Below are 17,829 nucleotides of genomic sequence, written 5' to 3' on the forward strand. Positions count from 1 at the left end.
ATTAAACATGCAATGCTCTATTATCTGTAGCTGCTAATGCTGCTTCTTTAATAGCTTCTGCAAATGTTGGATGCGCATGAGACATTCTAGAAATATCTTCGGCTGAAGCTCTAAATTCCATGGCAGTTACGGCTTCCGCAATTAAATCGGCACATCGAGCACCAATCATGTGAACACCAAGAACTTCATCGGTTTTTGCATCCGCTAAGATTTTTACAAATCCATCAGTATCGCCACCAGCACGAGCTCTTCCTAATGCTTTGAAAGGAAAACTTCCTGCTTTATACGCAATTCCAGCTTCTTTTAATTGCTCTTCTGTTTTTCCAACAGCCGCAACTTCTGGCCAAGTATAAACTACTCCAGGAATTAAATTATAATCAATATGTGGTTTTTGACCTGCTAAAATTTCTGCAACCATTGTACCTTCTTCTTCAGCTTTGTGAGCCAACATGGCGCCACGAACTACATCACCAATTGCGTAAATGTTAGCAACATTGGTTTGTAAATGATCGTTTACTTCAACCATTCCTCTTTCGGTAATTTTTACTCCAGCTTTGTCTGCGTTCAATCCATCGGTATAAGGACGACGACCAACAGAAACCAAAGAATAATCGCCGTCTAAGGTAATAGTTTCTCCTTTTGCATTTTCGGCTTGAACCGTTACTACATCACCTTTTCTTTCAACTGATTGTACTTTATGCGAAGTGTAGAATTTCATTCCTTGTTTTTTCAACACTTTGGTTAATTCTTTGGACAAAGCGGCATCCATTCCAGGAATAATTCGGTCCATGAATTCAACAACAGAAACTTGTGCGCCTAATCTTAAATACACTTGTCCTAATTCAATTCCGATAACACCACCACCAATAATTACTAAATGTTTTGGAACTTCTGGTAATTTTAATGCTTCGGTAGAAGTGATAATTCTTTCTTTATCAATTTTAATAAAAGGAAGATTTGATGGTTTGGAACCTGTTGCAATTATAATATTTTTAGCTTCAATAACTTCCGATGAACCGTCAGCTTTTGAAACTTTTACATGAGTAGCATCTTCAAATGAACCTAATCCTTCGTAAACAGTGATTTTATTTTTATCCATTAAAAACTTTACACCGCCAGATGTTTGATCAACTACAGCTTGTTTGCGAGCAATCATTTTTTCAAGATTTACTTTCACTTCTCCCGAAACTTCAATTCCGTGATCGGCAAAATGTTGTAATTCTTCGTAATGGTGTGATGATGCTAAAAGAGCTTTTGATGGAATACAACCTACGTTCAAGCAAGTTCCACCAAGTGTTGTATATTTTTCTATAATTGCGGTTTTGAAACCTAATTGTGCACAACGAATTGCCGAAACATATCCGCCTGGACCAGAACCTATAATGACTACGTCAAATGAACTCATAGTTTTTTTGTTTTTAGTGATGCAAAATTACGAATTCAATTTCAATTTTAATATCAAAAATTCAATTCAATTTAATAAAATGTGGTGTAAAAAAACTAAACCGTAAAAACCGTTGTATTTTTCACTTCGCCAATCATGAATGTGCTATGTGTGCTTCCAATATGGTTTAGAGTAGTTAATTTTGTAACCATAAATTCGCGGTATTCTTCCATGTCTTTTACGCAAATTTTTAAGATGTAATCATAATCACCGCTGACGTGAAAACATTCTAAAACTTCATCTAGCTTGACAACTTCTTTCTCAAATTGATTGATGAATTCTTTGGTGTGTTGTAATAATTTCAAATGACAAAAAACAACAAAACCTTTATTGATTTTATTCCGATTTAGAAGCGCAACGTATTTGTCGATGATACCTTCACGCTCCAATTTTTTTATCCGTTCATAAACCGCTGTTACTGATAAATTTAGTTTTACGGCTAATGCTGCGGTGGTTTTTTTGGTGTCGTTTTGGAGTAATTCCAGTAGTTTTTTGTCGATAGCGTCCATTTCAATATTGTTTTAAAATCTATTAAGAATAAAATCTGTATTCAAATTTAGTTTTATTTTCTTTAAAATGTATTTTTTTTAGTTTTTAAATCTAAATAATTTTTAATGTATTGACTTTAAATCTAATTATATTGAATTTTGGAGTAGATAATCATTTAAAAAGTACAACTATGAAAAACTTTAATCCCGCAGACAAAATTCAAGATTTACAATATTTTGGTGAATTTGGTGGTGTAAATCCATCTATTTCAGATAGTTCTACTTATACTTTTCTTTCGGCTAAAACGATGTTTGACACGTTTGAAGGCAATGCTGAAGGTTGTTATTTGTATTCTCGTCATTCGTCGCCAATGAATTTGTATTTAGGGAAAGCTTTGGCAGCAATGGAAGGGACGGAATCCGCAAATGTAGCAGCTTCTGGAATGGGAGCAATTACGCCAGTTTTGTTGCAATTGTGTTCGGCAGGTGATGAAATTGTTTCGAGCAGAACTATTTATGGCGGAACGTATGCATTTATGAAAAACATGTTGCCAAAATGGAATATTCAAACCAATTTTGTTGACATTACCAAATTGGATTTAGTTGAAAAAGCGATTACATCTAATACAAAAGTGCTTTATTGTGAAACAGTTAGCAATCCATTGCTAGAAGTGGCTGACATTGAAGAATTGGCGAAAATTGCTAAGAAGCATAATATAAAGTTAGTAGTTGATAACACTTTTTCGCCACTTTCGGTTGCGCCTGTACAATTGGGTGCTGATATTGTTATTCATAGTTTGACGAAGTTTATCAATGGAAGTAGTGATACTGTTGGCGGTGTGGTTTGTGCAAGTCAAGATTTTATCAATGATTTGAAAAACGTGAACAATGGCGCAAGTATGTTGCTTGGACCAACAATGGATAGTTTTAGAAGTGCAAGTATTTTGAAGAATTTGAGAACGTTGCACATTCGTATGAAACAGCATAGTTATAATGCACTTTATTTGGCTCAAAAATTTGAAGACGATGGATTGAAAATTGTTTATCCAGGGTTAAAAAGTCATCCAAGTCACGAACTTTATTCCAAAATGATTAACAGGGAATATGGTTTTGGTGGTATGATGACTATGGATGTTGGATCGTTAGATAAAGCTAATGAATTGATGGAGTTGATGCAAAACAGAAATTTAGGTTATTTGGCGGTGAGTTTAGGTTTTTATAAAACGTTGTTTTCTGCGCCAGGAACTTCTACATCTTCTGAAATACCTTTGGAAGAACAAAAAACAATGGGTTTGACAGATGGTTTAATTCGTTTTTCTATTGGATTGGATAATGATATAGAGCGAACCTATCAGATGATGAAAGGTTGTATGGTTGAGTTGGGGATTTTGTAGATTTTTAAATTATTCTTACAATTTTTGTTATATTTGAGGTGAAAATCACTTCATTATGAAACAATTATACATTCTTCTGTTTTTGTTTGTTTGTTCAATAAGCATATCTCAGATTATTACTATTCCTGATGCTAATTTTAAGGCGAAGCTTTTAGCAGCAAATACAACTAATCAAATAGCATCGAGTACTATAAATTCATTTACTCCAATGGTTATTGATACTAATGGTAATGGTGAAATTGAGGTTAGTGAAGCACTTTTAGTTAAATGGCTAAATGTTCCTGGTTCTTCTGTTGCTTCTCTTGAAGGAATACAGTATTTTACAAACTTAAAAGATTTTCGTTGTAATAACAATTCTAATCTTACATCACTAGATTTAGGAGAGATAATGACTTTAACTTACCTTGAATGTAGTGGTAATGTTATTTCATCAATAAATATGAACGAAAATGATTTATTGCAAATTGAGGCAAGTTATAATCAGTTACAGAATATTGATTTTTTGCAAAATGCTAATTCAATAGTTAATTTATTTATCGAAAATAATGAGTTTAATACTTTAGATGTTTCTTCATTTTCAACTTTAAAACGTTTACGTTGTGGTTATAATAACCTTTCATCTTTAGATGTTTCAATGTTAAGTTTAACACAGTTAGATTGTTCTAATAATCAAATCACTTCATTGTTGCTATCTTCCAACATGACAGGAATTGATTTTTCTAATAATCTTTTGACATCAATTGATTTAACTGGACAAAATAATCCGAATTTTAGTTATTTAAATATAGCAAATAATTTATTAAATTCAGTTACGTTCCCAACTGTCGGTTTATATTATTTAAACATTTCTGGTAATTTGTATACAAGTATCGATTTACAACCAATAGCTGGAAATAATAATTATCAAATAGAATTTGTTGCAATGAATACTAAACTTACATCTTTGGATGTAAACTTTCCGCTTACTGACGATTCGTATATTTTTAATAACTTAGATTTAGTAAGTTTAAATATTAAAAATGGAAGTTTTGATGGATGCCAATATTATCCTGCCGTAACTTGTACTATATCGCCAAATTATACTGCATCTAACAATCCTAATTTACAATTTCTTTGTGTTGACGAGGACGAAGTCAATCATTACATGGATAATCCTGAATTAGCAAATACATTCATTTCAACTTATTGCTCCTATACTCCTGGAGGAAGTTATAACACTATTTCTGGAAATATAAAATTAGATAATGGTTCTAATGGTTGCGATGCAAATGATGTATCAGCAATTTCAATTCCAATAAAAATAACGTTTAGCGTCTTTTCTTATGGAAATTCATATACAAATCAAAATGGTGATTATGTGGTTTATGTTCCATCTGAAGACAGAATAATTACACCACAATTTGAAAACCCTTACTATACTATATCTCCATCAAATTTTACATCAAGTTTTGTTGGTGTTAATCAAACACAAACCGCCAATTTCTGTATTTCTCCCAATGGAGTTCATCCAGATTTAGAAGTTAGTATTTTGCCAATTTCTCCAGCAAGACCAGGATTTGATGCGACCTATAAAATAATTTTTAAAAATAAAGGAACAGAAACACAATCAGGAACTGTTGGTTTTACATTTATGGATACTGTTTTGGACTTAGTTTCATCAAATCCAATAGTTTCATTACAAGAAGGAAATACTCTTTCATGGGATTTTGTTGATTTATTACCATTTGAAACTAGAGAAATAACAGTGGTTTTAAATGTCAATTCTCCAATGGAAATTCCAGCAGTGAACAATGATGATATTCTAAATTTTAGTGTTTCAATTGTGAGTTCATTAACTGATGAAACTCCAAATGATAATCAAATGGATTTTAATCAACTAGTTGTAGGTTCTTACGATCCAAATGATAAAACGGTACTTCAAGGTTCACAGATTGATATTTCTAAAGTTGGTGATTATCTATATTATATTGTTCGTTTTCAAAACACAGGAACTTATGCAGCTGAAAATGTTGTTATTAAAGATTTTTTAGATATAAAATTGAATTGGAGTTCGCTTCAAATGGTGTCAAGTAGTCATTCGTATCGAAGTAGTTTAACCGAAGGAAATAAATTAGAAGTTTTTTATGAAGGAATAAATCTACCGCCATCAAGTGAGGATGAAGCAGGAAGCAATGGCTATTTTTCTTTTAAAATAAAACCTAAATCAAATGTTGTTTTGAATGATGTTATTGAAAATACTGCTAATATTTACTTTGATTTCAATTTTCCAATCATAACGAATACCGTTTCAACTACGTTTTCTAATTTAAGCAATACTAGTTATGGCAGAAATGAGTTGTTTTCCATTTTTCCCAATCCAACAAAGAATAGTTTAAATATAAACCTATTATCTGAAAATGAAATTCAAAATAGTGTGATTTATAATTTACTTGGTCAAAAATTAATTAGTTCAAAATCACAGCATACAATAGATGTAAGTTCATTACAACAAGGAACTTATCTGATTGAAGTTGAAACTAAAAGTGGAACGGTTACAAAACGGTTTATTAAAAATTAAAGACATGAAAAAAATTGTTTTCATATTATTAATAAGTTATTCAGCAAATTCTCAAATCATTACTTTTCCTGATGCTAACTTTAAAACTCGGCTTTTACAATCCGCAAGTTTTAATGATATTGCAAAAAACGATAATAATATTTCCTTCAAAATTGACAGCAATAACGATGGACAAATTCAAGTAAGTGAAGCTCTCTTAGTTAATGAACTCAATCTCAACTCCTTTAATTTCCCAGTTACGTCTTATATTTCAGATTTAACTGGATTGGAATCCTTTCAAAATTTAAGAATTTTAAATTGTTCAAAAAATAATTTAAATCAATTAAATATACAACCGCTGACGTTATTGGAGGAATTACGAGCAGGAAATAATTTACTTACAACTATAGACATATCTAATTTATCAAATTTAAAAATACTTTCTGTGCATAATAATTTGTTAAGTACTATTATTCAAAATAATAATACTTCACTTGAAGGTATTTTAATTTATAATAATTTATTGGTTAGCTTAGACTTGACTGTTTATCCTTCATTAAGCTGGATTTCCTGTAAGAATAATATGTTAAATTCACTGAATGTTTCTGGATTAACACAAATTGATGAAATTGAATGTGGAAATAATATGTTAACCTCTCTAGATATTTCTGGATTATCAACATTAAGATTTTTAGGTTGTGCATCAAATCAAATTAATACTATTGACTTAAATACATTGTCTTCATTGAATATATTGACATGTGAAAACAATCCGATTAGCACTATTAATTTAAACGGACTTACTAATTTAGGGATGCTTGATGTAAGCAACACATTGTTAACTTCAATAGATGCAAGTAATTCAGGAGTTGAACAATTATTTGTTGTCGATTGCCCAAATCTTCAAACTATAAACGCTCGTAATGGAGCGATATTAGATAGTGATCCAGATTTATTATTTTTTGCATTTAGAATTTACAACAATCCCAACCTAATTAGTATTTGTACAGATGATGGTGAGCAAAACGAATTAATATATACAGATTATAATACAAGTGGCAATGTTTTGGTTTTTAATGGAATTAACTGTAATATTCCTGTTCAAGTTGCTATGAGTGTGACTGAAAATGATAAAGTTGATGTAAAAATTTTTCCTAATCCATCAGAAACAATTTTGAATATTGTTGTTTCTGAAATGGATGTTTTAAAACAAATTGAATTTAAAAATCTTATTGGGCAAATAGTACTTACAGTTAATAATTTAGAAACAATAGATGTAAGTTCATTGCAAAAAGGAACTTATCTGATTGAAGTTGAAACATCTCAAGGAAATCAAACTAAAAAATTCATAAAGATATAAATTATTTTAATTTAAAATTTCAATGTAATCAATATGACAGAAACTGTTTCAACTGAAAAAAAAGAATGGAGTTTATTGAGAAAAACAATAACGCTTTTTGTAGTGTTTTATTTTTTGCTTTACATGTTTCCCGAACCTTTCACGGAAATACCTGGAGTTACAGAATTGCTTTCTGTTTTCACTAAGCCGATGGAATGGTTAATTCTTTGGTTTGGAAAAACCATTTTAGGAATAACAACATTAGAAAAAATTGCCCAAACTGGAAGTGGTGATACTACTTTTGACTATGTTAGATTATTAGTTATTTTTATTATTTCATTGCTTGCAACAACAATTGTTTTATTAGTTAGTAAGAAAAAAGAATTCCAATCATGGTTTAACCTAACTTGGATTTATTCACGTTATTATTTAGGTCTATTTTTGATTGTCTATGGTGTGATTAAATTGTTTGAAGGACAATTTGGACCGCCATATATAGGTCGTTTAGAACAAAATTATGGCGACTCTTCTCCAATGGGATTGTTATGGACTTTCATGGGACATTCAAAAGCATATACTTTTTTTGGAGGTTTGATGGAACTTATCGCTGGTTTATTATTACTTTTTAGAAGAACTACAATTGCTGGAGCATTGATGGCTTTTGGTGTTATGCTCAATGTTGCCATGATGAATTATTGTTATGATGTGTGTGTGAAATTATTTTCTACTCATTTAGTTCTACTTTCTATTTTGATTTTATCGCCTCATTTAAAGAAGTTATTCCAATTTATTTTTCAACAAAAGGCAGTTCAATTAAAAATAGAAAATCTAATTTTTGAAAAAAAATGGCAACGACTTACGCATAAAATTTTTAAAATTATATTATTAAGTCTTTGTGCCGTGATGATTATTGGCATGTCAATAGAAAATGCTACTGAATATGAAGATAAAGATTATTCAAAAAGTTTCGACGGAAGTTATGAAATTAAAACATTTATTAAAAACGGTGATACAATTCCTTTATTAGAAACAGATACTTTACGATGGGCAAAAATTGTTATCGAACAAGGTGTTTTCGGTTTTAGAACAACGAATAAAACAAAAACTCGTTTTTCTGTAAAAACCGATACAATCCATAAGAAAATAACACTTACTTCTTTTGATGACAGTACCAAAGTTTATAAATTTGATTATAATCGATTGCCAGAACAAAGAGTAATTTTCAAAGGGAAATATGAATTAGATACTTTGGAAATAATAACCCAACAGAAGAAAAGGAATGAATACTTGTTGAACAGTACAAGTTTCAAGTGGATAAATGAATACCCATTTAATAGATAAAAAAAAATACCGTTTAAGTTCAACTAAACGGTGTTTTTTTAAATATTATTTATTCAGCTTGCTGTTTTTATAACCATACATGAAATAAAAGACTAGACCAATTAATAACCAAACACCAAACCACATCCAGTTAGAAACGGCCATTCCGGTTAGTAAATAACAGCACGAAACTAATCCCAATAATGGTATTAATGATAAGTTTTTGGTGAAGGATAAAAACGTCATAACAATACAAACCAGTAAGAAGACTAACATCGGCAAGTTGGTTGCCATTTTACCATCTGAAAAATCAAGAATGTCAGTAAAAAAGGTTGGTGAATACTTCATAATCAAAATAACAGCAACTATCATAATTAAAGGAAAAATAAACTTCGAATTCACATACGGAATTCTAAATTTCCCTTTTGTAGCGCGTTCTTCCAATTCAGCTTCGCTTTGTGGAGAAAGCATTAAAACACCTCCGCAAACCAATACAAATGCGAACAAAGTCCCAATACTTGTAAAGTCTAAAACAAAGTTCTCATCAGTAAAGAATATTGGAATTCCAACGACCAATCCTGTTACAATCGTAGCAAAACTTGGCGTTTTATACTTTGGATGAATTTCTGAAAACTTTTTGGGCATTAATCCGTCACGACTCATCGTCATCCAAATTCTAGGTTGTCCCATTTGGAAAACCAATAACACACTTGTCATGGCTACAACTGCGGCAATTGACACAATAAACAACATCCATTTTACACCTTTTAATGCAAAAATTTCAGCCAATGGATCGCTAACTCCAAGTAATTCGTATGAAACCATTCCAGTGATAACTAATGCTAAAATCACGAAAACTACAGTACAAATTACCAACGAATAAATCATTCCTTTTGGTAAATCGCGTTGTGGATTTTTACTTTCTTCTGCCAATGTAGACACAGCGTCAAAACCAATATAAGCAAAGAAAACGGCAGAAACTCCAGCCATAACTCCGCTAAATCCGTTTGGCATGAATGGCGTCCAATTGTCAATATCTACATAGAAAGCACCTACTACAATTACCAAAATAATTATAGCTAATTTGATGTAAACCATTGCGTTACTGAAATTTTTAGATTCTTTTGTTCCGCGGTATACCAGATAGGTAATAAGCAAATTAATGACAACAGCAGGTAAATCAAAGATGACTTTTAAACTTCCAATCATTGGCGCATTCTGCCAAGCGGTTAAACCTTCTCCAACTTTATTTTCAAGAAAAGCGGCATGAGCCGACTTGTAATTTATGGTCAGCCATTCGGGTAAATGAATTCCAAAAGTTTCTAATAAATTGGTGAAATAACCGCTCCATGAAAAAGCGATATAAATGTTTCCTATAGAATATTCCATGATCAATGCCCAGCCAATTATCCATGCAAATAATTCACCAAAAGATACATAAGCATAAGTATATGCACTTCCAGAAACTGGTACACGTGAAGCAAATTCAGCATAACACATTGCTGTAAATCCACAAGCAACAGCACACATAATATATAAAATAACAACAGCTGGTCCACCAGAAAAACAGGCATTACCAATAGCACTAAATGTTCCACCACCAATAATTGCAGCTATTCCGAAAAAGGTTAAATCTCTAACCGATAATACTTTATTTAGTCCAGAATGTTCACCATCGCCGCCTTGTTTTAGTATAACTTCAGTTGATTTTTTTCTGAATAATTTTGATATGTACATTGTTTGATTTTTTAGGTAAAAACAAATATATGTAATTTTAATTTTTATTGTAAAAAATTCATGTATAATAATTAAAAGCTATTGTATTATAAGAAACGAATAGTAAAAAATGATAATCCAAAGAAAACAAAATATATTTTTGTTACTAAATTTATGATAACAAACAGAGTTTATAACCAACAAACAAATTAATAAGTATGGAACATTCAAACGACATTAGTAAATGCCCATTTCATCAAAATCAAAAAAGTTTTAATGATGGAGTAAAAAATCAAGATTGGTGGCCAAAAGCGCTGAACTTAGATATTTTACACCAACATGACTCAAAAACCAATCCACTTGGAGAAGACTTTGATTATGCTGAAGAATTCAAAAAATTAGATTTACAAGCACTAAAAAATGACTTAAAAGCCTTTATGACTGATAGTCAAGATTGGTGGCCAGCCGATTGGGGACATTATGGTGGATTGATGATTCGTATGGCTTGGCATGCTGCTGGAACTTACAGAATTGCAGATGGTCGTGGTGGCGCAGGAACTGGAAATCTTCGTTTTGCTCCACTAAATAGTTGGCCTGACAATGGAAACTTAGACAAAGCTAGACGACTTTTATGGCCTATTAAAAAGAAATATGGCAACAAAATTTCGTGGGCAGATTTAATGATTTTAGCTGGGAATATGGCTTATGAGTCTATGGGATTAAAAACTTTTGGATTTGCTGGCGGACGTGAAGATATTTGGCATCCAGAAAAAGATGTTTATTGGGGTGCAGAAAAAGAATGGTTGGCAAAATCTGGAGGTGAAGGAAGTCGTTACTCTGGAGAAAGAAATCTAGAAAATCCTTTGGCAGCAGTAATGATGGGATTGATTTATGTTAACCCAGAAGGTGTTGATGGACAACCTGATCCACTAAAAACGGCTCATGATGTTCGTATCACTTTCCAAAGAATGGCGATGAATGATGAAGAAACTGTTGCTTTAACTGCTGGTGGACATACCGTTGGAAAAGCACACGGAAATGGTGATGCATCTGTTTTAGGTGCAGAACCAGAAGCTGGAGCAATCGAAAATCAAGGGTTTGGTTGGTTAAATCCTAAAGGAAATGGAAATGGTGCTGATACAGTAACCAGTGGATTGGAAGGTGCATGGACAACACATCCAACTCGTTGGGACAATGAATATTTCGATTTGTTATTGAACCATGATTGGGAATTAAAGAAAAGTCCTGCTGGAGCTTGGCAATGGGAACCAATCAACATGAAAGAAGAAGACAAACCAATCGATGCTCACAATCCATCAATTAGAAAAAATCCGATTATGACCGATGCCGATATGGCGATGAAAATGGATCCAGCTTATAGAGTAATTTCGGAACGTTTTCATCAAGACCAAGCCTATTTTTCTGAAGTTTTCGCAAGAGCTTGGTTTAAATTAACCCACAGAGATTTAGGTCCAAAAGAAAGATATCTTGGCGCTGATGTTCCTTCAGAAGATTTGATTTGGCAAGATCCAGTTCCAAAAGTTGATTACACTTTATCGGAAATGGAAATAGAAGAGTTAAAATCAAAATTATTAAACTGCGGACTAACAAGAGCCGAATTAATCAACACAGCTTGGGACAGCGCAAGAACTTTTAGAGGTTCCGATTTTAGAGGTGGAGCAAATGGTTCTAGAATTCGATTAGAGCCACAAAGAAATTGGGTTGCTAATGAACCGGAAAGATTACATAGAGTTTTGACTAAACTTGCCGAAATTCAAGCTGGTTTAAGCAAAAAAGTGAGTATCGCTGATTTAATTGTTCTTGGTGGAACAGCAGCTATCGAAAAAGCAGCACAAGAAGGTGGATTTAACGTAAAAGTTCCTTTCCATGCAGGAAGAGGTGATGCATCGGAAGAAATGACCGATGTAGAATCGTTTGAAGTATTAGAACCAACAAACGATGCTTTCAGAAACTTTATGAAGTCGAAATACGTCGTACAACCTGAAGAATTGATGTTAGACAAAGCACAACTTCTTGGTTTGACTGCATCAGAAATGACCGTTTTACTTGGAGGAATGCGTGTTCTTGGTACTAATTATGGTGGAACAAAACATGGTGTTTTTACTAATAATGAGGGTGTTTTAAGTAACGATTTCTTTGTGAATTTAACCGATATGAACTACAGTTGGAAGCCAGTAGGCGAGAATTTATACAATATCGTTGATAAAAAATCGGGTGCAACCAAGTGGACTGCAACAAGAGTAGACCTAGTTTTTGGTTCCAATTCAGTCTTGAGAGCTTACGCCGAAGTCTATGCGCAAGATGATAACAAACAAAAATTCGTGAACGATTTTATCAATGTTTGGTCAAAAGTGATGCATTTAGACCGATTTGATTTAAAATAATTATTCTACCATAAATTATTTTTAAAATAACCATTAAGGTATTTAAGTAAAATTAAGTTGAAAACGCTTAATGAAACTTAATTCCTTAATGGTTTTTATTTTTGATTTGCACTAATTAAAAAATCTTTTAATCCTAAATTCTCTTTTTTTCATGATTTTTTATTTACATGAAAAAAATAACAACTAAAAATTATTAAATCTTCAAAAAAAATCACAATTTTTTGTGAGAAATATTTTGATAATTTTTTTCTATTGTCTTATTATAAAAATATAATAAAAGTCATGTTTTTATGCATTTATCGGTTGTAATTTTGCGCTAGAAATTAATAACAAATAAAATAATAAACATGTCATTAGTAGGTAAAAAATTTCCAAACATTACAGTTGATGCAATCTCTCACATGGGAGATAATTTAAGAATTAATGTGCTTGAAGAAGCTACAAAAAACAATCAAAAAGTACTTTTATTTTGGTATCCAAAAGATTTCACTTTTGTTTGTCCAACTGAATTACATGCTTTCCAAACAGCTTTAACTGATTTCGAAAAAAGAAATACTATCGTTATTGGTGCTTCATGTGATACTAACGAAGTTCACTTTGCTTGGTTAAATACGCCAAAAAACAACGGTGGAATTGAAGGTGTAACGTATCCACTTTTGGCTGATACTACAAGAAATTTATCAGCAGCTTTAGATATTCTTGACGCAGAATGGGTTTACGACGCAGAATTAAATGACGAAATCCTTGAAGGATCAAACGTAACCTTCAGAGCGACTTATTTAATTGACGAAACGGGTAAAATTTTCCACGAAAGCGTAAACGATATGCCATTAGGAAGAAACGTAAACGAGTATTTAAGATTAATCGATGCTTACACTCACGTTCAAACTAAAGGTGAAGTTTGTCCTGCAAATTGGGAAGAAGGAAAAGAAGCGATGAATGCTGATCGTTTAAGTACAGCAGCATATTTGTCTCAAAACTAATATAATAACAAATTTTAATTTCAATGTCAAAAGTCAATTACAAGTTTTTAAATTGATTTTTGACGTTGAAATTGACATTGAAATTTTAAAACTATGTTAATCGAATTAAACGAAGATACATTACAAGATTTAGTAAATACCAACAATAAAGTGGTAGTTCAATATTCTGCTTCATGGTGTGGAAACTGCCGTATTATGAAACCTAAATTCAAAAAATTAGCTTCAGAGAATGAAGAAATTACCTTTGTTTTGGTTGATGCAGAAAATGCTCCAGAGTCAAGAAAATTAGCGAATGTTTCTAATTTACCAACCTTTGCAACCTTTGTTGGAGGAAAATTATTGAACGAAACTCAAACCAACAAAGCCGAAGTTTTGGCTGAATTGGTAGAAGAATTAGTCTAATAGATTCTTAGACTAACTTATACATTTTAGATATTTATCCCTCTAAAATTGTGCAATCTAAGAAGTCTAAAATTCTAACTATCTAAAAAATCTAAAATGAAATTACCCGTAATCAAACATTTGACACAATTTATTGAAGAAAATGACCAAGATTATCTAATCGAAACCATAGAAGTTCTCGAAGCTCTAACCGAAATCCCATCACTAAAAGATGAAGAATTAGACGTAATTGGCGAGTTAATTTCCAATATGTACGGCGCTTTAGAAGTCCACAAAATGACTAAAGAAGGCAAAGACAAAAAAGAAGCACTCAACGATTTTATGAAGCGAGTTCTTGGTTCTATCGATAAATAAAACAAAATGTCCCGAATTTCCGGGACATTTTATTTAGTTTAAAAATTTAAGTCTTTGAACGAATCGTTTGGGAATTTTTGCTATCCATTTTCCTGCTTTCCGTTTCAATCTGTCATTGCGAGGAACGAAGACACACGAGCGAAGCGAACTGAGCGTAAGCTAATCTCATAAACAATTTCTGGAGTCGCAATGACAGGATTTGCACTACAATCAGGGTTAGTTGGGATATGTATTGAATTTCAAGAAACATTATTTCTTCAAAAACTTTTTATAAACCAAAAACCCAACAAACCCAATCAAAAACACTGACCAAAGTTGCATCACAAAAGCAATGATTCCTTCCAAAATAAACCAACCCGTTTTCAAACTATCCCAAATTTGTAAACCAATATTTGGACGATATTCATTCACACTTTTTTCATTTGCAATAACTTCCTGTTTCGTCGTTTCTCTTTGATATAAATACATGGTTACAGTGCTAAAATTCACTTGATCTTCCAAACTCAAATTGTTCAAGATTGTAGCATCGCTTTCAGTAGCTTTGTCCAATGCTTTATCTTCGGCAGTAGTAATATCATTCAGTTTTTTGCCTTTGGTATCAATCCCTTTTTCCAATCGAGACTGACTGTTTTTAATGCGTTTTTGCGCCAGTTTATTCGATAAAAGTTGCAACGAAACATCATCAGCTTTAATCAATCGACTGTCCAAAAAATTAATTTCCTTAACCATCGATTTCAAAACTGTGTCCAATTGTGTATTCGGAACTCGAAACGTAATTGTGTTATCAACCGTATATTGTATCGTTTCCAAAATACTATCCTGACTGATTTTTGTTTCCGATTTTTGATTGATGTTGCTTTTTAAATCGGTAAATGTTACAAATCCACCATGTTTTGCAATACTGTTCTCAATTGCATAAGTCGATTTGGCAACATCTTTTACTTTGAATTTAATATCTGCCGTTCGAACAAATTTTCGATTGGAATTTTTGGGTTCCACAGCAGCATTTGACGAAATTACAGAAGTTGAATCAGCAGATACCACACTGGCATTTGCTTCATCAGCGACATAATCAGCTTGTTTACATGCACAGGCAAATCCAAGTAGGAGTAATGCCAAACCTAATTTTGAAAGGTGTTTCATTTTTGATTTTTTTTAAATTGTTAATAATAGAGAACATTTTCTGAGCTTGGTTTTTATCAATAAGCAAAGTGTAGTTTTCTATCAAAAGCAAAAATGAATTACAGGTTTAACATTAATTTTAAAATACTAAAAAGCGTGCCAAACTTAAGAATTGCTTAAAATTATTTTTTTGTCGTAATTTTGAACTCAAATCCAATCATCTTGAGAACGCATTTTTCCAAAGAAATCTCCAATCCCGAAGCCTTCAAAAACCAGTTACTAACTTGGTCACAACAGTTTAGAGAAGTTGTTTTTTTTGATTCAAACAATTACCATCAAAAATATTCCAGCTATGATTGTGTCCTTGCTGTCGATGCTTTTACGTCTTTAAAAACTGATTTTCATAATGCTTTTGAAGAAATAAAACAGTATCAGCAGCAAACCAAAGATTGGTTGTTCGGCTATTTTTCATACGATTTAAAAAACGATACAGAAAAGTTAACTTCCAATAATTTTGACGGATTGCATTTCCCTGATTTGTTTTTCTTTCAACCTAAAAAACTTTTTTTATTGAAAGGAAATCAACTCGAAGTTCATTATTTATTACTGTGTGACGACGAATTTGAATTGGATTTTCAGGAAATTTTAAATAGTAAACATCAACCGGTAACTGGCAACCGACAACCAAAAATAAACCAACGAATTTCCAAAGAAGATTACCTTTCCAAAGTCAATAAAATGTTAGAACACATTCAGCGTGGCGATATTTATGAAGCCAATTTTTGCATGGAATTTTTTGCCGAAAAGGCAATTATTAATCCAGTAGAAATTTATCAAAAACTGAATACCATTTCAAAACCGCCGTTTGCTACTTTTTTCAAAAACAACAAGCACTATTTGCTCTCTGCATCGCCAGAACGTTATTTGAGAAAAGAAGGAAACAAAGTCATTTCGCAACCCATAAAAGGAACAGCCAAGCGATTTTCGGAAGAAGATTTAGACCAAAAATCAAAAACTGATTTAGCCGAAAACCCAAAAGAACGTTCTGAAAATATTATGATTGTAGATTTAGTGCGCAATGATTTGTCCAAAACGGCTACCAAAGGTTCGGTAGAAGTAGAAGAACTTTGTTGTATTTATTCTTTTGAACAAGTCCATCAAATGATTTCTACGATAACATCAACCGTTGCTGAAAATCGTTCTCCAGTGGAAATTATAAAATCTACTTTTCCAATGGGAAGTATGACTGGCGCACCAAAAATTTCGGCGATGAATATTATCGAAAATCTCGAAGAAACCAAACGCGGATTGTACAGCGGTGCAGTGGGTTATTTTTCTCCTGAAAATGATTTTGATTTTAACGTAGTCATTCGCAGTATTTTGTATAATGCTGAAAATGAATATTTATCTTTTTCCGTTGGAAGTGCTGTTACATCAAAAGCGATTCCCGAACAAGAATATGAAGAATGCTTGTTGAAAGCCAAGGCGATGTTTTCCGTTTTACAATAATAAAAGATAGCTTTAAATAGTTTCAAAATAATACTATGAAATTTTTATATTTACATTATTCATAAATTAACAAAAAATGAGAAAATATTCAATCATTTTGCTACTTATCATTTCAAACACCTTATTTTCACAAGATAATCTAGTAAATCTTTCTAAAATAAATTTTTGTCCATTATCATTAGAGGATTTAAAAAAAATGGATACTGAAATAAAACTAGTAGCAATTGAACAAAAGGATTTTTGCGTTGATAGTTATACTGAAGATGGTAGTCCAGAAATTAAATTTGGATATAAAAGTAAATTATTCCCTGGAGTACTATTTTATGAGCCTAAAAATGCTCAAAATTTAATTGAGAAAATACATTTGACTAAAGAATTTAAAGGTTATCTCCCAGATGGTAAATTTATGGAAATAAGAGCTTTAACTGTTGCAAATGCTTTAAAAATGTATGATTCCAAATTCATATTTACACCAAGTAAATGCATGAATTATTTTGAGATGATGAAAGATGATGGTCAGGATATTATTTTGAAAGTTTACAAGACAAATACGCCATTAAATAAAGATTATCATAGTAATGAGGAACAACTAGCTACGCAAGCAATTGACATACTTTTTGAGTGTTATTTTGATTCAATAGAAGAAAAAAATAAACCACTTTATATTGTTGATGGAAAAGAAATTAAAGAAAAAGAATTTTTGACAATAAATCCGGATAATATTAAGTCTTTGAACATTTTAAAAGAAAAAAATGCAGAGCTTAAATATGGTAAAAAAGGGAAAAATGGAGTGGTAGAAGTGATACTAATCAAATAA

General features: G+C 31.8%; 14 protein-coding genes. 10 read left to right on the forward strand and 4 right to left on the reverse strand.

Annotated elements, in window-relative coordinates; translation table 11 throughout:
* Position 1 precedes the first annotated feature (1 nt).
* Both lpdA and BC748_RS07680 read right to left on the reverse strand, forming a co-directional pair.
* Positions 2-1,405, reverse strand: a complete 1,404-nt coding sequence (lpdA, locus tag BC748_RS07675) for a dihydrolipoyl dehydrogenase (RefSeq protein ID WP_133532895.1) — start codon at positions 1,403-1,405, stop codon at positions 2-4.
* A 95-nt stretch (positions 1,406-1,500) separates the two neighbouring features.
* Complete coding sequence (locus BC748_RS07680) at positions 1,501-1,959, reverse strand: Lrp/AsnC family transcriptional regulator (protein WP_133532896.1); 459 nt, start codon at positions 1,957-1,959, stop codon at positions 1,501-1,503.
* Between the two features lie 164 nt (positions 1,960-2,123).
* On the opposite strand from BC748_RS07680, the gene BC748_RS07685 reads away from it, so the two are divergent.
* Genes BC748_RS07685 through BC748_RS07700 form a run of 4 tightly spaced genes read left to right on the forward strand, consistent with a single transcriptional unit; the run spans position 2,124 to position 8,542 of the window.
* Entirely contained in the window at positions 2,124-3,326 is a 1,203-nt protein-coding gene (locus BC748_RS07685) for an aminotransferase class I/II-fold pyridoxal phosphate-dependent enzyme (protein WP_133532897.1), read from the forward strand.
* A 55-nt stretch (positions 3,327-3,381) separates the two neighbouring features.
* Positions 3,382-5,883: a DUF7619 domain-containing protein gene (locus tag BC748_RS07690; protein WP_133532898.1), complete on the forward strand. Its 2,502-nt coding sequence runs from the start codon at positions 3,382-3,384 to the stop codon at positions 5,881-5,883.
* Between the two features lie 4 nt (positions 5,884-5,887).
* Entirely contained in the window at positions 5,888-7,222 is a 1,335-nt protein-coding gene (locus tag BC748_RS07695; RefSeq protein ID WP_133532899.1) for a T9SS type A sorting domain-containing protein, read from the forward strand.
* A gap of 33 nt (positions 7,223-7,255) precedes the next feature.
* Positions 7,256-8,542, forward strand: coding sequence for a hypothetical protein (locus BC748_RS07700; protein ID WP_133532900.1), 1,287 nt, complete (start codon positions 7,256-7,258; stop codon positions 8,540-8,542).
* Positions 8,543-8,587: 45 nt separating this feature from the next.
* Here the strand turns inward: BC748_RS07700 and BC748_RS07705 are convergent, their stop codons facing one another.
* Positions 8,588-10,258: an amino acid permease gene (locus tag BC748_RS07705; RefSeq protein WP_133532901.1), complete on the reverse strand. Its 1,671-nt coding sequence runs from the start codon at positions 10,256-10,258 to the stop codon at positions 8,588-8,590.
* A gap of 197 nt (positions 10,259-10,455) precedes the next feature.
* Between BC748_RS07705 and katG the strand changes: the two genes are divergently transcribed.
* From katG to BC748_RS07725, 4 genes are all read left to right on the forward strand, one after another.
* Complete coding sequence (gene katG, locus BC748_RS07710) at positions 10,456-12,642, forward strand: catalase/peroxidase HPI (RefSeq protein ID WP_133532902.1); 2,187 nt, start codon at positions 10,456-10,458, stop codon at positions 12,640-12,642.
* A gap of 347 nt (positions 12,643-12,989) precedes the next feature.
* Positions 12,990-13,625 carry a peroxiredoxin gene (locus tag BC748_RS07715; protein ID WP_133532903.1) on the forward strand — a complete coding sequence of 212 codons (636 nt, stop codon included), beginning with the start codon at positions 12,990-12,992 and terminating at the stop codon, positions 13,623-13,625.
* A 93-nt stretch (positions 13,626-13,718) separates the two neighbouring features.
* A complete protein-coding gene (locus tag BC748_RS07720) occupies positions 13,719-14,027 on the forward strand; it encodes a thioredoxin family protein (RefSeq protein ID WP_133532904.1) in 309 nt (102 codons plus the stop codon).
* 96 nt (positions 14,028-14,123) lie between these two features.
* Positions 14,124-14,381 carry a DUF6952 family protein gene (locus tag BC748_RS07725; protein WP_133532905.1) on the forward strand — a complete coding sequence of 86 codons (258 nt, stop codon included), beginning with the start codon at positions 14,124-14,126 and terminating at the stop codon, positions 14,379-14,381.
* A 249-nt stretch (positions 14,382-14,630) separates the two neighbouring features.
* Here BC748_RS07725 and BC748_RS07730 read toward each other — a convergent pair whose 3' ends face one another.
* The gene (locus tag BC748_RS07730) at positions 14,631-15,524 is read right to left on the reverse strand and encodes a DUF4349 domain-containing protein (protein WP_133532906.1); all 894 of its coding nucleotides are present in this window, start codon (positions 15,522-15,524) and stop codon (positions 14,631-14,633) included.
* Positions 15,525-15,725: 201 nt separating this feature from the next.
* Between BC748_RS07730 and BC748_RS07735 the strand changes: the two genes are divergently transcribed.
* Both BC748_RS07735 and BC748_RS07740 read left to right on the forward strand, forming a co-directional pair.
* The gene (locus BC748_RS07735) at positions 15,726-17,012 is read left to right on the forward strand and encodes an anthranilate synthase component I family protein (protein WP_133532907.1); all 1,287 of its coding nucleotides are present in this window, start codon (positions 15,726-15,728) and stop codon (positions 17,010-17,012) included.
* Positions 17,013-17,088: 76 nt separating this feature from the next.
* Complete coding sequence (locus tag BC748_RS07740; RefSeq protein ID WP_133532908.1) at positions 17,089-17,829, forward strand: hypothetical protein; 741 nt, start codon at positions 17,089-17,091, stop codon at positions 17,827-17,829.

This window comes from Flavobacterium dankookense, assembly GCF_004362665.1.
Lineage (GTDB): Bacteria > Bacteroidota > Bacteroidia > Flavobacteriales > Flavobacteriaceae > Flavobacterium > Flavobacterium dankookense.

Bases quoted from the DNA above. Each gene is read 5' to 3' on its own strand.
- lpdA (WP_133532895.1), bottom strand. From the start codon at position 1,405: ATGAGTTCATTTGACGTAGTCATTATAGGTTCTGGTCCAGGCGGATAT.
- BC748_RS07685 (WP_133532897.1), top strand. From the start codon at position 2,124: ATGAAAAACTTTAATCCCGCAGACAAAATTCAAGATTTACAATATTTT.
- BC748_RS07690 (WP_133532898.1), top strand. From the start codon at position 3,382: ATGAAACAATTATACATTCTTCTGTTTTTGTTTGTTTGTTCAATAAGC.
- BC748_RS07695 (WP_133532899.1), top strand. From the start codon at position 5,888: ATGAAAAAAATTGTTTTCATATTATTAATAAGTTATTCAGCAAATTCT.
- BC748_RS07700 (WP_133532900.1), top strand. From the start codon at position 7,256: ATGACAGAAACTGTTTCAACTGAAAAAAAAGAATGGAGTTTATTGAGA.
- BC748_RS07705 (WP_133532901.1), bottom strand. From the start codon at position 10,258: ATGTACATATCAAAATTATTCAGAAAAAAATCAACTGAAGTTATACTA.
- katG (WP_133532902.1), top strand. From the start codon at position 10,456: ATGGAACATTCAAACGACATTAGTAAATGCCCATTTCATCAAAATCAA.
- BC748_RS07715 (WP_133532903.1), top strand. From the start codon at position 12,990: ATGTCATTAGTAGGTAAAAAATTTCCAAACATTACAGTTGATGCAATC.
- BC748_RS07720 (WP_133532904.1), top strand. From the start codon at position 13,719: ATGTTAATCGAATTAAACGAAGATACATTACAAGATTTAGTAAATACC.
- BC748_RS07725 (WP_133532905.1), top strand. From the start codon at position 14,124: ATGAAATTACCCGTAATCAAACATTTGACACAATTTATTGAAGAAAAT.
- BC748_RS07730 (WP_133532906.1), bottom strand. From the start codon at position 15,524: ATGAAACACCTTTCAAAATTAGGTTTGGCATTACTCCTACTTGGATTT.
- BC748_RS07740 (WP_133532908.1), top strand. From the start codon at position 17,089: ATGAGAAAATATTCAATCATTTTGCTACTTATCATTTCAAACACCTTA.